General features: G+C 71.8%; 15 protein-coding genes. 7 read left to right on the top strand and 8 right to left on the bottom strand.

Annotated features, from left to right (window positions below):
- Positions 1–300 precede the first annotated feature (300 nt).
- Positions 301–1,848, top strand: coding sequence for an MFS transporter (locus ACZ4FV_RS48410; RefSeq protein WP_465327617.1), 1,548 nt, complete (start codon positions 301–303; stop codon positions 1,846–1,848).
- Between the two features lie 203 nt (positions 1,849–2,051).
- Positions 2,052–3,419, top strand: a complete 1,368-nt coding sequence (locus ACZ4FV_RS48415; RefSeq protein WP_395859629.1) for a VWA domain-containing protein — start codon at positions 2,052–2,054, stop codon at positions 3,417–3,419.
- On the opposite strand, the gene ACZ4FV_RS48420 is transcribed toward ACZ4FV_RS48415, so the two are convergent.
- Both ACZ4FV_RS48420 and ACZ4FV_RS48425 read right to left on the bottom strand, forming a co-directional pair.
- Complete coding sequence (locus ACZ4FV_RS48420; RefSeq protein ID WP_465327619.1) at positions 3,408–4,793, bottom strand: DUF418 domain-containing protein; 1,386 nt, start codon at positions 4,791–4,793, stop codon at positions 3,408–3,410. The genes ACZ4FV_RS48415 and ACZ4FV_RS48420 overlap by 12 nt on opposite strands.
- Positions 4,794–4,959: 166 nt before the next feature.
- Positions 4,960–5,613, bottom strand: a complete 654-nt coding sequence (locus tag ACZ4FV_RS48425; RefSeq protein WP_395859631.1) for a TVP38/TMEM64 family protein — start codon at positions 5,611–5,613, stop codon at positions 4,960–4,962.
- Positions 5,614–5,910: 297 nt separating this feature from the next.
- Here ACZ4FV_RS48425 and ACZ4FV_RS48430 point away from each other — a divergent pair, with 297 nt between their 5' ends.
- Together ACZ4FV_RS48430 and ACZ4FV_RS48435 are read left to right on the top strand one after the other, a co-directional pair.
- Positions 5,911–7,743 carry a glycoside hydrolase family 3 protein gene (locus tag ACZ4FV_RS48430; protein ID WP_402229054.1) on the top strand — a complete coding sequence of 611 codons (1,833 nt, stop codon included), beginning with the start codon at positions 5,911–5,913 and terminating at the stop codon, positions 7,741–7,743.
- Between the two features lie 189 nt (positions 7,744–7,932).
- Positions 7,933–8,508 (top strand): hypothetical protein, encoded by a 576-nt coding sequence (locus ACZ4FV_RS48435; RefSeq protein ID WP_395859633.1) that lies wholly within the window; start codon positions 7,933–7,935, stop codon positions 8,506–8,508.
- Between the two features lie 37 nt (positions 8,509–8,545).
- Here ACZ4FV_RS48435 and ACZ4FV_RS48440 read toward each other — a convergent pair whose 3' ends face one another.
- Together ACZ4FV_RS48440 and glgX are read right to left on the bottom strand one after the other, a co-directional pair.
- Positions 8,546–9,169, bottom strand: coding sequence for a DUF1707 domain-containing protein (locus tag ACZ4FV_RS48440; protein WP_465327622.1), 624 nt, complete (start codon positions 9,167–9,169; stop codon positions 8,546–8,548).
- A 144-nt stretch (positions 9,170–9,313) separates the two neighbouring features.
- Positions 9,314–11,422: a glycogen debranching protein GlgX gene (gene glgX / locus ACZ4FV_RS48445; RefSeq protein WP_402229056.1), complete on the bottom strand. Its 2,109-nt coding sequence runs from the start codon at positions 11,420–11,422 to the stop codon at positions 9,314–9,316.
- A 95-nt stretch (positions 11,423–11,517) separates the two neighbouring features.
- Here glgX and ACZ4FV_RS48450 point away from each other — a divergent pair, with 95 nt between their 5' ends.
- Positions 11,518–13,716 (top strand): beta-propeller domain-containing protein, encoded by a 2,199-nt coding sequence (locus ACZ4FV_RS48450; protein WP_465327624.1) that lies wholly within the window; start codon positions 11,518–11,520, stop codon positions 13,714–13,716.
- An 86-nt stretch (positions 13,717–13,802) separates the two neighbouring features.
- Positions 13,803–14,261 carry a MaoC family dehydratase gene (locus tag ACZ4FV_RS48455; RefSeq protein ID WP_395859637.1) on the top strand — a complete coding sequence of 153 codons (459 nt, stop codon included), beginning with the start codon at positions 13,803–13,805 and terminating at the stop codon, positions 14,259–14,261.
- A gap of 132 nt (positions 14,262–14,393) precedes the next feature.
- Here the strand turns inward: ACZ4FV_RS48455 and ACZ4FV_RS48460 are convergent, their stop codons facing one another.
- The 4 genes from ACZ4FV_RS48460 to ACZ4FV_RS48475 form a co-directional block, all read right to left on the bottom strand.
- Positions 14,394–15,566 (bottom strand): NADH:flavin oxidoreductase, encoded by a 1,173-nt coding sequence (locus tag ACZ4FV_RS48460; protein WP_395859638.1) that lies wholly within the window; start codon positions 15,564–15,566, stop codon positions 14,394–14,396.
- The gene (locus ACZ4FV_RS48465) at positions 15,563–16,216 is read right to left on the bottom strand and encodes a TetR/AcrR family transcriptional regulator (RefSeq protein WP_395859639.1); all 654 of its coding nucleotides are present in this window, start codon (positions 16,214–16,216) and stop codon (positions 15,563–15,565) included. The genes ACZ4FV_RS48460 and ACZ4FV_RS48465 overlap by 4 nt, the downstream gene beginning before the upstream one ends.
- Positions 16,217–16,382: 166 nt before the next feature.
- The gene (locus ACZ4FV_RS48470) at positions 16,383–17,273 is read right to left on the bottom strand and encodes a universal stress protein (RefSeq protein WP_395859640.1); all 891 of its coding nucleotides are present in this window, start codon (positions 17,271–17,273) and stop codon (positions 16,383–16,385) included.
- 148 nt (positions 17,274–17,421) lie between these two features.
- Complete coding sequence (locus ACZ4FV_RS48475; protein ID WP_126639508.1) at positions 17,422–17,616, bottom strand: DUF2304 domain-containing protein; 195 nt, start codon at positions 17,614–17,616, stop codon at positions 17,422–17,424.
- A 421-nt stretch (positions 17,617–18,037) separates the two neighbouring features.
- On the opposite strand from ACZ4FV_RS48475, the gene ACZ4FV_RS48480 reads away from it, so the two are divergent.
- Positions 18,038–19,279, top strand: a complete 1,242-nt coding sequence (locus ACZ4FV_RS48480) for a cytochrome P450 (RefSeq protein ID WP_395859641.1) — start codon at positions 18,038–18,040, stop codon at positions 19,277–19,279.
- Positions 19,280–19,380: the final 101 nt, after the last annotated feature.

The raw sequence follows: 19,380 nt of genomic DNA on the forward strand, positions 1-19,380 counted from the left end.
CATGCTCAGAGACGGCACCTTCTACAAATCCCGCCCGGCCGAACCGGCCGCAGCACGACCCGCTCACCCTTGACGAAAGACATAGAGGCACCCCCCCCACGCGCGGCCCGACGTCCTCGTACGCCCGCCCGCGCGGACACCGCACACAGAGCGTCCAGCCACGTCGTACCGCCCTCTCGTCCTCTCGACGGGCCCGCGGCCGGCCACGCTCCCCTGCCCCGCCGCGCCCACCGGCCGTCCGCCGGCCCGTGCGCGGTGTTTGGCCTGCCTACCGGCCCGTTCGGGAAAAGAGCTCCACCCGTGTCCGTATTCACCCTGCCCGCGCGCGCCCGCGCGAGCCGGTCCGACGCTGCGCGTGCCCGCGCGAGCCGGCCCGGCGCGGCCGTCGCCGCCATCTCGGTACTGGCCTCGGCCGGCTATCTGATGGCCAACCTGCTGCCGATCTTCCTCGACGCCGTACGTACCGGCCTGGGACTGTCCGGCACCGCCGCCGGCGCGATCGGCACTGCCGTACTCCTCGCCTCCGCACTCGCGGGCGCCGGCATCACCCGGGCCGCCGGGCGGGCTGGGCGTGAACGGCCGGCCCGCGCCGGGCTGCTCCTGATGGTCGGCGGCTTCACGCTCGCGGCACTCACCGGCAGTACGTGGCTCGCCGTCACGGGCGCGATCGTCGGCGGCGCGGGGAGCGGGATGGCGCTGACCGTGGCCACCGCCGCGATGGCCGGTACGGCCGACCCGGCCCGCACGTCCGGCCTCGCGCTGCTCGCGGTGGCGCTGTCCGGGACCGCGTTGTATGTGCTGGTCCCGGTGCTCGGCGGTGGGCGGGGCGCGACGGTGGGCGTGCTGGCGGCGGTCGGGTTGGGCGCGTTGCCGATGGTGCGGCATCTTCCGGCGCCCGCGGCCACGCTCGATCCGGCCGCCGCGCTCGGACCGGCGCCGCAGCGTCGTACCGGGCTGCTGCTGACCACCGCCGTCGGCGTTCGCTCGGTGGCCATGAACGCGCTGTGGGCCATCGCGGCGGGCGTCGGCACCGATCGGGTCGGCCTGTCCGCCGCGATGGTGAGCGCGCTGTGCGCGGCCTGCCTGCTGGCCGGCGTCGTCGGCGTCGTGATCGCGACGTCGGTCGGTCGGGGCCGCGCCCGAACCGTCCCGCTGGTGACCGCGGTGGGCGCGGGCGGGCTGGCGGCGCTCGCCCTGACCCTCGCCCCGCCCGGCGGGGTCGCGCTGTACGCGGTGGGCCTGCTCGGCTGGAACGCCTCGTGCCAGGCGGTCACCACGTACGTCCTGGGCGTGGCCGCAGGGCTGGACGCGCGGGGTCGGTGGAGCGGCCTGGCGATGTCGGCCAACACCTTCGGCACGGCGTGCGGCCCGATCGTCGGCCTGTCCGCACTCGCCGCGTTCGGCGCACCGGCCACCGGCGCCCTGATCGCCCTCACTGCCGCCCTGTGCACCCTCCCCTTCGCCCACGCGGCCCGCACGGCCGACACCCTCACCACCGCGAACACGAACGCGGAGGCTCTCCCGCACCCGGGCGAAGGCCCGGACGCGGAAGCGAGTGCGGCCATGGGCATCGACCTGAACGCGAGCGGCCTCGAATCCCGAGACAAGATCTCTGGGACGGACAAAGCCCGGCACGCGGGCTTCGTGGCCGTCGCAGGCGCACCCGGCCCGGAATGCGTCTTCTCCGACACGACCGCAACCACGACCACGACCACGACCACGACCAGCGTGGGCGCGAGCCCAGGCACAGGCACCGCAACCCGACGAAGGCCGATTCCGTCCCAGCGCTCCACCCGCCCCCGAGCACGAACGCGAACACGCGCACGGGTGAGCAACCGAGCCGACTGACCCACCGGTCCGCACCCCCGGGCGCGGACACACCCGGCCGCGAGGGCGGTTCCGGACACGGACGCGGGTGCGGGCGTCGGCGCGCGTGTCGCCGGCGTCGGCCGGTCGTGCGGCCGTGTCGTCGTGGTCGCGGGATGTGGGTCGTGTCGGTTGGCCGGCCCGAGGGCGAACGTTCGTTGGGCGTGGGGGGCAAGATGGGCGCCATGGCGAAGATAAGCAAAGGTGGGAACACTCCGGTACCGACCGCCGAGCTCCGTGCGGTCCTGACCTGGCGCGCGGCGGGAGCGCCCGACGTGGACGCGTCGGCGCTGTTGCTGAACGCCGCCGGCAAGGTGCGCGCGGAGACGGATTTCGTCTTCTACAACCAGCCCTCCGACGCCGCCGGCGCGGTCCGGCACGAGGGTAAGCGGCCCGCCGCCGACGGCATCGTCACCGACACGATCCAGGTGAACCTGGCCGCGATGCCGCCGGACGTCGAGCGGGTGGTGATCGGCGCGTCGGCCGATGGCGGCACGTTCGGGCAGGTGCCGGGCCTGGCGCTGCACGTGGTGTCCGCGCAGGGCGGTCCGATCGCCGAGTTCGACATCGACGAGGCGTCCACCGAGACGGCCTTCCTGTTCGGCGAGTTCTACCTGCGGGGCGGCGCCTGGAAGTTCCGCGCGGTCGGCCAGGGGTACGCGTCCGGACTGACCGGGCTGGCCACCGACTTCGGCATCGAGGTCGCCGCCGACGACACCCCGCCCGCGGCCTCCACGACTCCCGCGGCTCCAGCGGCTCCCGCCCGGCCGACTGCGCCCCCACCCGCGGCGCCCGCGGCCCCCGCGGTCAGCCTGAAGAAGCAGAACCTGGTCAACATGGAGAAGCGGCTCGCCGACGAGGGCCACCCGCAGCTCCTCAACCTGACCAAGCAGGCCGCGGTGAGCCTGGAGAAGCGCGGCCTCGGCGAGCACACCGCGCGGGTCGCGCTGTGCCTGGACATCTCGTATTCGATGCAGTCGCTGTTCAAGCGCGGCAAGGTGCAGGCGCTCGCCGAACGTGTGCTCTCGCTCGGCCTGCGCTTCGATGACAACGCGGCCGTGGACGTGTTCCTGTTCGGCTCCCGGGGCCACGCGGTCGGCCAACTCGGGCTGGGCGAGTACCACGGCTGGGCCGAGCGGATCCGCCAAAACCCCGGTCTGGAGGGCTCGACCGACTACGCCGGCGCGATGCGACTGGTCCGCGAGCACTACTTCGGCTCGAGCGGGCCACGTCACCAGCCGTTGGCGAACGACCTGCCCGTCTACGTCATGTTCATCACCGACGGCCAGACCACCTCGCGCGAGGCGACCCGCGAGCAGATCACCCACTCCAGCTTCGAGCCGATCTTCTGGCAGTTCATGGGCCTGGGTCGGCCGGGCGGCTTCTCGTTCCTGGAGGAGCTGGACGACCTGACCGGGCGCTACGTCGACAACGCCGACTTCTTCTCGGTGCAGGATCCGGCGAACGTCCCGGATGGTCAGCTCTACGAGATGATGACCAACGAGTACCCGGGCTGGCTCGCCCGCGCCAAGGCCCAGGGCCTACTGATCTGACCGGTCCGCATCCGACCGGTGCACATCCGACCGGTCCGCGCGATCGGCTTCGACGCGCTCCGGCTCCGACCGGACCGGCCGGTCCGAGCCGCCCCTCCGACCCGCCGGGTCCGGCCGTCCCGACCGCCCCGCTCCTCGCACCCACCGTGCGGGGAGCGCGGAGAGCACGTGCAGGGCGGCCTCCATCGGGCCCTTGCGCAGCGTGTGCCGCCAGATCCAGCACAACAGCAGCGTGCAGACGAAGAAGCCGATCAGCCGCTGCCAGTCCTGTCCTCCGGTGAGCGGGAACCAGCGGTCGATCACGATCAGGTGGACGGTGTACACGGTGAGCGCCATAGCGCCGACGGCGATCAGCGGGTCGAGCACGATCCGGCCGATCCAGGCGCGGCAGGCCAGCAGCGTGAGGCCGAGCACGGCGAGGGCGACGCCGATCGCGCCGACGATCTCGAACGGTGTGCCGGTGTGGCCCTCGGCGACGGTCAGCCACGCCGGGTCGTTCGCCGGGACCGAGCCGACCCGGCTGTGGAGCACCTCGTACACGCCGTACGGCTCCGCGACCCGCGCGAGCCGGTCGCCGGTGAACAGCTCGACCACGAGCCAGGATCCGCCGTACCCGAGCAGGGCGAGCCCGGTGCCGATCCCGACGAACGCGCGTTGCACGCCCCGGTCGGCCAGTCGCAGCCGGCCGACCGCCATCCCGGCGAACACGAACGGCAGCCACGTGATCGCCGGATAGCTGCCGGTCAGGAACAGCGTCTCGAACAGGTCGCCCGGACCGTGCCAGTCGTCGAATCCGGGGGCCCCGTACGGGATGCCGTCGGTGCCGCCGACCGCGCGCAGCGCGTACGAGACCATCGGCCCGAACACCGCCCAGCCGGTGGCGAGGAACACGAGCGCGCGGGTGCTCAACCACAGGGCGGGCCACGCGAGCAGGAAGTAAAGACCGTAGAAGGCCAGGATGACCAGCACGCCGGTGTCCAGGTCGGCCAGCCACATGCCGAGCGGGATCAGCAGTACGGCCCGGATCAGCACTCGGGTGACCGCGGCCGCGGAGTCGCGGCCGAGCCCGCGCAGCGGCGTTCGGCCGGACATCAGCACCAGCGAGACTCCGGCCAGGAACGCGAACAGCGCGGAGGCCCTACCGGTGGCCCCCTGGACGAGCGTGTCCACACCGCCGTCGTACGGGTCGGGTCCGACGTGCGACGCGAACATGCCCAGGACGGCGAGCGCGCGGGCGACGTCCACACCGACGATCCGGGCCCGTTTCCCTCCCGACCGCTCCGCCGACCGCTTCCCCGGCTCCCCCTGTTTCTCGCGCTCCTCGCGCTCCTCGCGCTCACCGCGCTTCTCGTGATCCCCCGCCTCGGCCCGCATGCGTCCAGCGTAGGCGGGCCATCGAACTCTCGTCGGAACGGCGACGCGGCGCCGGACCGGGCACCCGGCCCGGCGCCGGACCGCTGTCCCACGCGGCATCCGACCGGGTATCCGGCCAGGCTCGGGACCGAGTCGCCGACGCGGGGTCGGCAAGCCCCGCCCCCCGCTATTCGGCCCCGTCCGACGCCTGCGGAGCCATCCGCGCGGACTCCCCGCCGCGGCGCCGCACGGCCATCATGGCCAGGGCGAGCGAGACGCAGCCGACGAACACGCTGACCACGACGGGCGTGGACAGGCCGTGCCGGACCGACGCGCCCGCCGCGCACTGGACCAGCGTCATCGGCAGCATGCCGAGCGCCGTCCCGATCACGAAGTGGCCGGTGCGTATCGCGGTCGCCGCCGCGCCGTAGCTGACCACCGAGGACGGGATCACCGGGATCATCCGCAGGATGGTGATCGGCACCAGGCCGTTGCGGGAGAGTCGGCGGTCGAGTTCGGCCAGGGCCTCGCGCTTGTGCAGCCAGCCACTGATCCGCTCCCGGCCGAGCCGACGTCCCAGGTACAGGCTGATCACCGCGCCCAGGGTGGCGCCGACCAGGGTGACCACCGTGCCGCCGATCGCGCCGAACAGGGCTCCCGCGACCGGCGCGAACAGCGACTTGGGCACGAGCGCGGCGACGCCCAGCGCGCAGACGACGGTGAAGATCGCCACCGAGACCGGCAGCGGCCAGTTCGTCCACGCGCCGTGGTCGAGGAAATCTCGCAGCGAGTCGAGCAAGCCCCGCACGGTGTCCAACCTGCGTCCGCCCCTCGTACCCATGTGGTGTGAATGCGCCGGATCCCGGTGTGCCGACCGATCCGCTCCGAACCGTCGGAGGCGCCGCCACGCCCGGTCACCCGGTCACGCGCGGGCCCCCTGGCGCGCATTCGGCCCATTGTACGGAGGGTTCGCGCTCCCCGCGCGGGGCCCGCCGGCGATGCGAACGATCATGAAACGCCCCCGAAACGATCATGGTGTGACGAAGCGGATCCGGATCCTCCGGGGCGAATCACTGGAGTCGGTGGGGCGCGCCGTGTTAGAAAACCTACTGACCACTAGGTTTTTGACGGAGGATCCATGACCGAGACCACCGCGACCGAGAACACCCCGGCCGAGATCACCGCGCGCACCCGCTTCCGCGCCGCGACCTGCCCCTACGAGGACGCGTCGCTGCCGATCGAGGAGCGGGTCGCGGACCTGCTCGGCCGGATGACGGTCGAGGAGAAGGCCGGTCTGATGTTCCAGACCATCGCGGTGATGGGCCCCCAGGGCAGGCTGCTGGACGACAAGGGCTTCCTGCCGTTCAACCACACGGTGCGGGAGATGATCCTCGAGAAGGGGATGAACCACTTCAACCTGCTCGGCGGTGGCCCGCCCGAGCACATCGCGCAGTGGCACAACCGGATCCAGGAGCTGGCGCTGGAGACCCGGCTGGGCATCCCGGTCACGCTGTCCACCGATCCCCGGCACCACTTCACCGACAACCCGGGCACCGCCGCGTACGCCGAGGGCTTCTCGCAGTACCCCGAGACGCTCGGCCTGGCCGCGATCGGCGACGAGGAACTGGTGCGCGAGTTCGCCGACCTCATGCGCCGCGAGTACCTCGCGGTGGGCATCCGACTCGCGCTGCACCCGCAGATCGACCTCGCCACCGAACCGCGCTGGTCGCGGATCAACGGCACGTTCGGCGAGGACGCCGAACTGACCGGCAGGCTGGTCGCCGCCTACATCCGGGGCGCGCAGGGCGAGACGTTGAACACCGAGTCCGTGGCCTGCATGACCAAACACTTCCCCGGCGGCGGCCCGCAGCTCGACGGCGAGGACCCGCACTTCCCGTACGGGCGCGAGCAGGTCTACCCGGGCGGCAACTTCGACTACCACCTGGAGCCGTTCGAGAAGGCGCTCGCGGCCGGGACCTCGCAGATGATGCCGTACTACGGCATGCCGATCGACACCGAGCACGAAGCCGTCGCGTTCGGCTTCAACAAGGGCGTCATCACCGGCCTGTTGCGCGAACGGCTGGGCTTCGACGGCATCGTGTGCACCGACTGGGGCCTGATCTCCGACGCGAACATCATGGGCCAGACCATGCCCGCACGGGCCTGGGGCGTCGAGCAGTTGTCGATTCCGGACCGCGTGTTGCGGGTGATCGAGGCCGGTTGCGACCAGTTCGGCGGCGAGGACATCCCCGAGCAGGTCGTCGCGCTGGTCCGGGCGGGCCGGCTCGACCAGGAGCGGCTGGACGCGTCGGTCCGGCGCCTGCTGCGCGAGAAGTTCGTCCTCGGCCTGTTCGACCACCCGTTCGTGGACCCCGCCGCCACCGCCGCGCTGGTGGGCACCGAAGCCGGTGTCGCGGCCGGGCTGCGCGCGCAGAGCAGGTCGATCACGGTGCTGGGGAACAAGCCGGTATCGGGGAACGGGCCGGTACTGCCGCTGGCCGAGGGCACGCGTGTGTACATCAACGGCCTGGACCCCGAGGTGGCGTCCGGCTATGCCACCGTGGTGGCCACGCCCGAGGAGGCGGACGTGGCGATCATTCGGATCAAGACCCCGTTCGAACCGCGCGAGGGTGGCTTCGAGCAGTTCTTCCACGCGGGCTCGCTGGAGTTCACCGAGGCCGAGCTGACCCCGATCCTGGACCTGTGCGCGACGGTGCCCACCGTGGTGGACATCTACCTGGAGCGCCCGGCGGTGATCCCGGAGATCGCCGAGCAGTCCGCCGCCCTGGTGGCGAACTACGGCTGCGCCGACGCGCCGCTCCTGGACGCGCTGTTCGGTCGGGTACGCCCCGAAGGCAGGCTGCCGTTCGAGTTGCCGCGCTCGATGGCCGACGTGCGGGCTCAGCGCTCGGACGTGCCCCGGGACGGCAAGGACCCGGTCTTCCCGTTCGGACACGGCCTGACGTACTGAAGTCCGCCCGACGCGGCGAAGTCCGTCCGATGTGCCGAAGTCCACATCGGCGCACCGCTGCCGCTACCCTCTGCGGCTAGCGGCAGCGGTGCGCCGGGACCCGGTCCACGCACGTGTCCACGCACGTGGTGGACGCGCCCGACACGCACCGGTTCACCATTGCCGCCCGCGCCTGCTTAGGGTGCTGCCATGGGTAGCGAGCGGCGGGAGGACGTAGCCCTCTCCTTGCGCGCGACGGCCCGGGCACTGCGGGTCTATCGGCTCCGCGCCGTCGCGGCGACGGTGATCGGTGTGGCGAGCACCGGAGCGTGGTTCGCGATCCTGTCCACGGCCGACGACAACGGTGACGGGGCCTGGGGCGGCTGGGGCATGGTCCCGCTCGTGGTGGGTCTCACCGCCCTGGTGATCGGGATCGGCGCGCTGGTACTGGCCCGTCGAATGCGCCGCACGCTCTCCCGCCACCCGTGGGTGAACTGCTCGTGCCGCTTCCGCGACCCGGCCGACGGCGACGGCGCGTGGGGACCGCCGCTGGTGATCGGCGATCGGGCCGGCGACGGCACGCAGTACGCGCTGACCGTGGTGTCCATGTCGCACCGCTGGTGGCACTTGCACAAGTGCGACGGCGGCGACGTGTGGTTCGCGGGCGACCCCGCGCGCGGCGGCGTGGTCTCCCCGCCCGGCGGCGAACTCCTGCTCTGGACCCGGCCGAGTCGCCTCGGCCGCAGCAGCCGCCCCACCCGCCGGGCCAACCCCGCCGGCGCCTAGAGCGCGTCCCGGGGCGCCTCGCCCCGCCCGAATCGGCTCACTTCACCACCCGCAGGCTGATCGGGTACCGCATCACGTCGCCGCCCGCGGCCCGCGCGCCGCCGATGATGGCGCAGACCGCGATGGCCGAGTACATGACGCCGATCAGCAGGCCGCCGAAATCTCCGAGCAGCGCCAGGAGCGGGGCCAGCACGAACGACAGCAGGCAGGTCAACTGGAAGTTCAGCGCCGCCCGGGCGTTGTCCCGGACGAACTCCGAGCGGGCACCCGCGGTCCTGCGGATCAGGTACGGGCCGACCACGGGCGCGCAGAAGCCGCTCCAGTGCGCGGCGGCACTCCAGCCCCGTTCCGAACCCGGCCGTTCGGGCGGCCCGGGTGGTCGGTTCAGCCACCACTGCGGTGGTGGCCCGGTCTTGGTCCGAGGCATCGGCGGCATCGGCATCGGCATCAACAGGTCGTCGAGCAGCGCCTCCAGGTCCGCCCGGGTGCGCCCCGCCAACGCCGAGGCCACCCGTTCCTCGAACTCGTCGGCGTTCAACCTGCCTTCGCCGTACGCGTACTTCAGGTGTTCGATCGTTCGTTCGCGATCCGCGTCGCCGACCCGCATGTGCGCGGGCATGCCGTACCAATGGGGTGGATGAGGACCGGAGTTCGGGTGCATGCGCGGCTCCTCTCGCTCTGCACACGGCTCCATACAGCATGCGCTGTGAACGAAGCGTGGTCCATCAGGGATAACCCTTGGCCCGACCCCGAGACAACAGCCGCAGGGATGAGTCCGTCGCGCCCCGCGGCCGGTCGCGACCGGTCAGAACAACCGGCGCAGCAGCCGCAGCGAGCGGGCCTCCAGGTGTACGGAGGTGCCCGCCTTGGCCGCGGGCCGGTCCCGGTCGAGCACCACCGTCGCGCTGTCCAGGACCGTCCCCCACGCCGCGCCGAACTCGGCCGGCGGCAGGGTGAAGTGCAGGTCACCCTCGTGCGCGTTGATCAACAGGAAGAACGAGTCGTCCCGGATGGGTTCGCCGCGCGGGCCCGGCTCGCCGATCGCGTCGCCGTTGAGGAAGACCGAGATCGCCTTGTTGAACCCGGCCTGCCAGTCCGCGTCGGTCATCGGCCGGCCGCCCGGCGCGAACCACACGATGTCGGCCAACGTCTGGCCGTCCACCGGCAGCCCGCGCAGGAAGCGCCGGCGGCGGAACACCGGATGCTCGCGGCGCAACCGGATCAGCATCTGCACCCATTCCAGGAACACCCAGTGCTCCCGGCCGCGTTCCCAGTCGACCCAGGAGACCTCGTTGTCCTGGCAGTAGGCGTTGTTGTTGCCGCCCTGGGTGCGGGCGATCTCGTCGCCGTGCAGCAGCATCGGCACGCCCTGGGACAACAGCAGCGTCGCGGCGATGTTGCGCTTGGTCTTCTCCCGCAGCGCGAGGACCTCGATGTCGGTGCTCTCGCCCTCGACGCCGCAGTTCCAGGAACGGTTGTGGTTCTCCCCGTCCCGGCCGTCCTCACCGTTGGCCTCGTTGCGCTTGTGCTCGTAGGAGACCAGGTCGTGCAGTGTGAAGCCGTCGTGCGCGGTGACGAAGTTGACCGACGCGGTCGGTCGCCGGCCGTCGTGGCGGTACATGTCGCTGGAGCCGGTGAGCCGGGCGGCGAAGTCCGGCAACACGCCGGGCTCGCCCCGCCACAGGTCGCGCACGGTGTCGCGGTAGCGGCCGTTCCATTCGGTCCACAGCGGCGGGAAGTTGCCCACCTGGTAGCCCTCGTCGCCGACGTCCCAGGGCTCGGCGATCAGTTTGACCCGGCTGACCACCGGGTCCTGCTGGACCAGGTCGAAGAACGCGGAGAGCTTGTCCACCTCGTAGAACTGTCGGGCCAACGCCGCCGCGAGGTCGAAGCGGAAGCCGTCCACGTGCATGTCGATGACCCAGTAGCGCAGCGAGTCCATGATCATCTGGAGTACGTGCGGGTGCGACATGCGCAGCGAGTTGCCGGTGCCGGTGGTGTCCCAGTAGTAGCGCGGATCCTGTTCGGACAGCCGGTAGTAGGCGCTGTTGTCGATGCCGCGGAAGCCCAGCGTCGGGCCCAGGTGGTTGCCTTCCGCGGTGTGGTTGTAGACCACGTCGAGGATCACCTCGATACCGGCCTGATGCAGGCATTTCACCAGATAGCGGAACTCCTGCACCTGTTGGCCCAGCGAGCCGGTCGAGGAGTAGGCGGCGTGCGGCGCGAAGAAGCCGATCGTGTTGTAGCCCCAGTAGTTGCCCAGTCCCCGGGAGACCAGGTGCCCGTCGTTGACGAACTGGTGCACGGGCATCAGCTCGACCGCGGTGACCCCCAGCGACCGGAAGTAGTCGATCATCCTCGGGTGCGCCATGCCCGCGTAGGTGCCGCGGATCTCCTCCGGGATGTCGGGATGACGCATCGTCAGCCCTCGCACGTGCGCCTCGTAGATCACCGTGTCGTGGTACTCGTGCCCGGGCCGGTGGTCGTCTCCCCAGTCGAAGTACGGGTTGACCACGACCGAGGTCATCATGTGCGGCGCCGAGTCGGTCTCGTCGATTTGCTCCGGGTCGCCGAACCGGTACCCGAACACCGGTTGGCCCCAGTGGATGTCGCCGTCGAACGCCTTGCCGTACGGATCCAGGAGCAGCTTGGCCGGGTTGCAGCGGATCCCCCGGCGCGGCTCCCACGGTCCGTGGACGCGGTAGCCGTAGCGCTGACCGGGTTGCAGGCCCGGCAGGTATCCGTGCCAGATGCCACCGTCCACCTCGCGCAGCGGCACACGTTCCTCGTGTCCGTTGCCGTCGATCAAGGACAGGTCGACGCCGGTGGCGACATCGCTGTACAGGGCGAAGTTGACGCCCGTTCCGTCGTAGGAGGCACCCAGGGGAAACGGGTGTCCGGGCCACAGCGTCATCGAGGCACTCCCTTCGCAGCCGGGACCGGCTTGTCGGCAAACCTGCCCGGCGCGGGGCGCGGGAACCGTTCCGATGCCCGCTCCGTCACATCGCCATGCGAATCCACGACCGTTCCACGCGCGGGGCCGGGGCCCTGCCGATATTCGTGCTGACGGCGGGACTCGTCGTCAGCGGTTGCACGTCGTCCGGCGGTTCGAAGCCGGATCCCGCGCGCACGCCCGTGTTGTCGGGCGAGCCGATGCGGCTCACCGCGTTCGACTCGTGCGGCGCCTTGGTCGACGACTTCCGCGCGGCGGCGCTGCGCCGGATGACCCAGGAGCGCGACAACGACTCGAAGTCCGGCCGGATCCCGCCCGGGGCGGTGGCGAACGCCGAGGAGGCACCGGCCGCCGCGCCCAGGGCAGCGGCGCCGGAGGGCCTCACCGCCGACCAGGCGGCGCCGACCGCGCCCGAGCACTCGACCACCAACACCCAGGAGCAGGGCGTCGACGAGCCCGACCTGGTCAAGACCGACGGCCGCCGGGTGTTGACCGTGGCCGGCGGGCGGCTGAACGTCGTCGACGTGGCGACCCACCGGGTCACCGGGACACTGGACGTGCCCGGCGCGCGGGCGACCGACCTGCTGCTGTCCGGCGACCGGGCCCTGCTCATCCTGGGCGGCACCACGAACCTGCCCAAGTCCAAGGGCGGTTCGGGCAAGATGGCGCCGATCCCGGGCGATCCGGGCGGCTCCTCCGCCATCGCCCCGGGCAACCGGGCCCGCTTCGTGCTGGTGGACCTGACCGCGGCGCCGCGGCTGATCGGCGACCTTTCGGTGGACGGCGGCTACGTCGACGGGCGGCAGATCGGCAGTACCGCGCGGATCGTGGTGCGTTCGCAACCGCGGCTGAAGCTGCCCGCGGACAGGTCGCCGGCCAAGGCCAAGGATCTGATCCAGCGCTCGACCGCCTCGGACTGGCTGCCGCAGTTCACCCTCGCCGCGGGCGGCCGGACCGATTCCGGCAACCTCGTCGGCTGCGACCGGGTCAGCCGTCCGCAGGCCAAGCCCGGCGATCCCGGGCACACCGGCACCGCGACGCTGAGCGTGTTGTCCTTCGACCTGACCCGCGATCTGGACAAGGGCGATCCGGTGACGGTGGCCGCGGACGTGGACCACGTGTACGCGTCGCAGGCCAACCTCTACCTGGCGACCACGTCCACCCAACGAAGCGTGTCGAGCGAGTCGAAGGTGGTCGGCGGCGGGCCGCCGACCACGACGACCACGATCAACCAGCTCGACATCTCCGGCAAGGGCACCCCGAAGCTGGTCGGCACGGGGGTGGTCTCCGGCTCGATGGTCAACGAGTACGCGATGTCCGAACACGCGGGCAATCTGCGGGTGGCCACCACGCTGTCGGCCGGCGACCCGACGATCCCCCGGAGCGCGCCGAGCGATCTGCCGCTGCCGCGGGGCAACGCCGGCACGAGCGGCGCGATTCCGGATCGCGGTGTCCCGGGCAGTACACCGGGCGCCATCGCCCCGAGCGACCCCACCGACGCCGGGCCGAACCCTCCCTTGGACGTGCAGCCGCCGATCGCGCCGCGCTCCGCGAGCGAATCGGTGGTCACCGTGCTGGCTCGCAGCGGCGACCGGCTGACCCCGATCGGCCGGGTGGGCGGCCTGGGCCGGACCGAGCGGATCATGGGCGTGCGCTTCGCGGGCCCGATCGCGTACGTGGTCACCTTCCGGCAGACCGACCCGCTGTACACCCTCAACCTGAGCGACCCGCGCAACCCCAAGGCGGTCGGCGAGCTCAAGATCAACGGCTACTCGGCCTACCTGCATCCGATCGCCGACGGGCGGCTGATCGGGGTCGGCCAGGACGCCACCGACACCGGCCGGCGGCTGGGCACCCAGGTGTCCCTGTTCGACGTGAGCACGTTGGCGAATCCGACCCGGGTCGCGCAGGTCGCGGTACCGGGGGCGAACTCGCAGGCCGAGCAGGACGCGCACGCGTTCCTGTACTGGCCCAAGGACGGCACCGTCGTGGTGCCGGTGAACGGTTCGTACAGCTCCTCCACCCGGCCGCAGATCGCGCCGGGTGAGAAGTCCCCGATGGCCGGCGGCTCGTTCGCGCTGGTGTTGCGGATCGAGGGCAGTCGGATCGTCGAGGTGGGTCGGGTCACGCACCCGGACTCGACCATCCGTCGCTCGCTGGTGGTCGGCACCGAACTGTGGACCGTCTCGAACGCGGGGATCTCCGTCGACCGGCTCGCCGACGTGCGGCAGGTGGCCTGGATCCCGACCGCCTGAGCGTCCCGCGCGGCGTCCGGGCGGGCCGGTCTGGTATACCCGGGAGAGCTGATCTGACAGACCATCAGAAACGACCGGGAGCGCATATGGCGGCCACCGTCTTCACCGACCTCCAGCAGATCAAGGACTCGGTGGGCAAGCACCTCGGCCACAGCGAGTGGCTGGAGATCACCCAGGAGCGGATCAACCTGTTCGCCGACGCGACCGGCGACCACCAGTGGATCCACGTGGACGTGGAGAAGGCGAAGGAGGGCCCGTTCGGCGCGCCGATCGCGCACGGCTACCTGACCCTGGCGCTGTCCAACCTCTTCCTGCCGCAGATCCTCGAGGTGCGCAACATCTCGATGGGCGTGAACTACGGCGTGGACAAGGTGCGCTTCCCGGCACCGGTCCCGGTGGGTTCGCGGGTACGCGGCGGCGCGGAGATCGTGGCGGTGGCCGACATCACCGGCGGCATCCAGGCGACGATCCGGATCACCATCGAGATCGCCGACTCGGCGAAGCCGGCGTGCGTGATCGACTCGATCAGCCGCTACCTGGCCTGAGCGCGGGGCGGGTGCGGCGCGACTCGGCACAGCCCGAGCCAAGCCGCACCCGGTGTCGGCGAACGTGTGTCCGCGCGGGTGTCCGCGAACGCCGGACGGGTCCGCATCCCGGTCCGTCCGGCGTCGGCACGGCTACGCCCGCGGTTCGATCACCACGCAGCGGGTGCGGCTGTAGATGGTCGGCATGCACTTGTTGCAATGGATGCACAACGACCTGGTCTCGCGTTCGGCCGCGATCCGGTTGATCAGGTCCGGCTCACGCAGCACCGCGCGGCCCATCGCGACGAACTCGAAGCCCTCGGTCATCGCGAGGTCCATCGTGTCCCGGTTGGTGATCCCGCCGAGCAGGATCAGCGGCAGCTTCAGCTCGGCTCGGAACTGCCGTGCGGAGGCGAGCAGATAGGCCTCCTCGTACGGGTACGAGCGCAGGATCTTGTTGCCGATCAGTTTGACCCCGAGCCGCTGCGGCTGCGGGAAGGTCGCGGCGAACTCGGGCACCGGGGCGTCGCCGCGGAAGAGGTACATCGGGTTGAGCAGCGAGCTGCCGGCGGTCAGCTCCAGCGCGTCCAGCGAGCCGTCCTCCTCCAGCAGGCGGGCGGTGCGGATGCTCTCCTCCAATTGGATACCGCCCGGGACGCCGTCCTCCATGTTGAGCTTGGCGGTCACCGCGATCCGGTCGCCGACCGCGTCCCGCACCGCCCGGCACACACCGCGCGCGACCTTGGCCCGGTTGGCGAGCGATCCGCCGTAGGCGTCCTTGCGGTGGTTGAGCTTGGGGCTGAGGAAGGCGCTGGCGAAATAGTTGTGGCCGAGGTGGATCTCCACCGCGTCGAAGCCGGACTCGATCGCGATCAGCGCGGCGTCGGCGTGCGCGCGGGTGATCCGGTCGATGTCGGCCTCGGTCGCGGCGCGCGTGACGCGCATGCCGAGCGGGTTGAACATCCGCCCCGCGGACAGCGCGGGTCGGCCGTTGGACTTGGCGTTGGCCACCGGGCCGGCGTGGCCGAGCTGGGCCGAGACCGCCGCGCCCTCGGCGTGCACCGCGTCGGTGAGCCGGCGCAGTCCGGGCACCGCCTCGGGGCGCATCCAGATCTGGTGCCGGTCGGTGCGGCCCTCGGGGGCGACCGCGCAGTAGGCCACGGTGGTCATCCCGATGCCGCCCGCGGCCGGGCGGCGGTGGTACTCGATCAGGTCGTCGGTGACCAGCGCGTCCGGAGTCGCTCCCTCGAAGGTCGCGGCCTTGATGATCCGGTTGCGCAGCGTGAGCGGGCCGAGTTTGGCGGGGGCGAGGACGTCGGGTATCACGGGGCACCTCGTTCTGTGCGTGCGGTCCGGGACGGACCGGGCGTGGACGGGCCGGGCGTGGACGGGTCGGCGGCGCGCGGGGCGTCGAGGCCGGCGGTGACGAAGCCGGCCACGGCCGCGGCGGCGGGCGGCGCGACGAACACGTCCGCCACGGGTTGGCCGTAGAGCTGGAGCAACAGGTCGAAGGCGAGCCGCCAGCGGTCCGTGATCTCCCGGGCGCTCAGGTCCGGGCGCGCCGCGGCCAGCAGTTCGCGCCAGGGTCCGTGCCGGAACCACGGGTCGTCCCAGGGCAGTTCGGTCCCGGAAAGCACGGTGCGGGCGAGCAGTTGGAGCAACATCGGCCCGTTCGGCTCGCGGGCCAGCCGGTCGAACGGCTCGACGATGATGGTGACCACTTCGCCGACCGTGGGCGTCCACCCGGCCGCGCGGGCGCGGTCCAACTCGGCCAGCGGCTCGGCCCACAACGGCCCGAGGCGCTCCTGCAGCAGCGCCACCACCAGGTCCCGTTTGGAGCCGAAGTGGTAGTGCACGGCGGCCGGATTCATCCCGGCGGCGGCGTTCACCGCCCGGACGGAGACCTTGTCGTAGCCCTGGGTGAGAAAGAGCCGTTCGGCCTCGTCGAGCAGCCGGGCCCGCGATCGCGCTGTCACGGCAGGCACGAAACCACGAAGCGCCGGCATTTTCAATCACTGATTGAATCGGCGATCGAAAACGCGGCCACCGGGAAGCGGCGCGCGTGCGGGCCGACCGGCCGGTCGGGCGCGCTGGTCGATGGGCGAATGGGCGGCGGATCGCGCACGTCGCCGGCCCGCCCGCTCACTCCAACGGCACCACCAGAACCGGGCAGTGCGCGTGTTCGATCGCGGTGGCCGCGACATGGCCGACCCAGTGCCGCAGTGGGCCTCGGCGGTGCCGGACCCCGACCACCGCCAGCGCACTGCCCACCGAGGCCTCCACCAGCGTCCCGGCCGCGTCGGCCATGACCGAATCCGCACGCACCTCGACATCGGGAAAGCGCGCCCGCGACTGCCCCAGCGCACCCGCCAGCGCGGTCGCGTGCACCTCGGAGACCGCGCGCATGTCCGCGTCGCTGGGACCGGCGAGGCCGGCGTAGCCGGGCCAACTCCACGCGTGCACCGCGTGCACCGGCAGGCCCCACGCCCGAGCCGCCTCGAACGCGGCCCGTACCGCCCGCTCGTCACCGTCGCCCTGCACGCCGAGCAGCACATCGGTCCCGCCCGGACCGGTCCCGGCCGGCGCCCCGTGCTCGCCGCGCACGATCAGCAGCGGGCACGGCGTCCGCGCGGTCAGGAAGCGGGAGACCGAGCCGAGCAGCAGGCCGGCGAACCCGCCTCGGCCCCGCGATCCCGCGACCAGCAGAACCGCGCCCTCGGCCGCCGCGAGCAGCGCGTCCCCGGGCAGGCCGTAGCCGACCCCGGCCTCCACGGCCAGGTCCGGATGGCGCCGCAGCGCCGCCGCCGCCGCGTCCTTGACCAGTTCCTCGGCCGCCCGGCGGGTGGCCTCGTTCGGTTCCACCGGCTCGAAGCCGGGGGTGGCCATCGGCACCCGGATCGCGTGCACCACGCGCAGCCGCGCACCGCACCGGGCGGCCGCCTCGGCGGCCCGGGCCACCGCCCGGTCGCCGTGTTCCGAGCCGTCCGTGCCCACGACCACCAGCGGCGTCTCGACCGCGTCCGGGTTCGCCATGCCTGCCTCCACTACGTCCTCGTTCGGCGCCGCGCCCTCGTCCGGCGGACGAACCCTGGTCCGGTCCGACGCCGGTTCGTCCGGCCTCATACGGCGAAGACCGGCCCGGCGGACCTGCCGCCGAGCCGGTTTCGGGTGACCGCCGCGATCAGAAGTTCAGGTTGCTCAGCAGGTTCGCGACGCTCTTCCCGCTGCTGTGGATGCTCGGCGCGATCGAGGTACTGGCGAGATAGAACCCGAGCAACGCGCACACGATCGCGTGCGGGATTCGCATGCCGCCCTTGCGGATGAAGATGAACACGATGACGCCGAGCAGGACGACGGTGGAGATGGACAAGGCCATGGGGGTGACTCCTCGGGAGGGCGCGCTCGGGAGCGCAGGGGACGGAACGGCCGCACCGTTTTCGGGACAGCGCGAGACGAGTGCCGGTGGGACTGCGGCATTTGTGTGCTTTGTCACCGGCACAAAAACTAACAGAAAGTGTCTATAAAGTAGCAAAATGTCACGCTTTCGCACGGTGAGTCGCGCTCCGTAACCGCGCGCCCGGCGTGTCGACGGCGCGTCCGGTACCGCGCCCGCGGGTCGAGGCCCGGTCGACGGCGTGACCGAGGCGTCCCGGGTGTCCCGGCCCATCGGTCCCGCGAGCGCGCCCGCCGCGACATTCCCGCGGCAACGCCCCGATCGCTCTTCCCGACCCACCCGAGCCGTGGAATTCTGACCGCGCCCGCGCCGCCCGTCAGCACCACTGCCGGAAGGTCAGCCCGTGCCCGAAAAGATCGACAGCGCCGTCCCGAACGCCACCGCGTTCGACGTCTACAGCCCCGACAGCTACGCGGCGGGCATCCCGCACGCCACGTTCGCCCGAATGCGCCGCACCGCACCCGTGTACCGCCACGCCGATCCCGAACGGCCGGACGGCTTCTGGGCCGTCACCCGGCACGCCGACGTGGTCCGGGTGTCGCGGAACCCGGAGATCTTCTCGTCGCGCGAGCGGCTGTCGCTGCTCGGCGAACCCGAGGGGGACATGCTCGACACCCAGCGACTGATGATGCTCAACATGGATCCGCCGGAGCACTCCCGGCTGCGCAACATCGTCAACAAGGGCTTCACCCCGCGCAGCACGCTGACCCTGGAGGACAAGGTCCGCGACGCCTGCGAACGCATCGTGGCGAACGCCGTCGACACCGGCGAGGGCGACTTCGTGGCGATGTGCGCGGCCGAACTGCCGCTCGTGGTGATCGCCGACCTGATGGGTGTGCCCCAGGTCGACCGGCATCGACTGTTCGAATGGTCGAACAAGCTGGTCGGCGAGGCGGACCCGGACCTGCGCCGGGATGCGGGCGAGGCCGAGCAGGTGCAGATGGAGATGTTCGGCTACGCGGACGCGCTGGGCGCGGCCCGGCGCGCGTGTCCCGTGGACGACATCGTGTCCAAGCTGGTGTGCCCCGACCGCGACGGTCAGGAGCTGACCGCGCTCGAGTTCGATCTGTTCTTCATGCTGCTCGCCGTGGCCGGCAACGAGACCACCCGCAACGCGATTTCCGGCGGCATGCTGGCGCTGATCGAGCACCCCGAGCAGTGGGAGCGGCTGCGCGCCGACCCGGCCGGCCTGGCCGGCACCGCCGCCGACGAGATCGTCCGCTGGGTCAGCCCGGTCAACGCGTTCAAGCGCACGGCGGTACAGGACACCGAACTGAGCGGGCAGCCGATCGCGGCGGGCGACAAGGTGGTGGTCTTCTACGCCTCCGCCAACCACGACGAGGACGTCTTCGCCGACCCCTATCGCCTGGACATCGGGCGCGATCCGAACCCGATGCTCGGCTTCGGGGGCGGCGGCCCGCACTTCTGCCTCGGCCGGCACCTGGCCCGGCTCGAACTGGAGATCATCTTCCGCACCCTCGCGGAGCGGGTCGAGCGGGTGGAATCACTCGGCCCGGCGCGGCGGATGCGCTCCAACTTCCTCAACGGCATCAAGGACATGCCGGTCCGGATCCACCCGGCCTGAGCACGCCGGGGGGGGGGGGGGAGGGGGGGGGGGGGGGGGGGGGGGGCGGGGACAAAGAACAGCAACACCGGGAAGAAGGGGTGGGGGGGAGGGGGGGTGTT

The organism is Embleya sp. NPDC025285 (assembly GCF_055558835.1).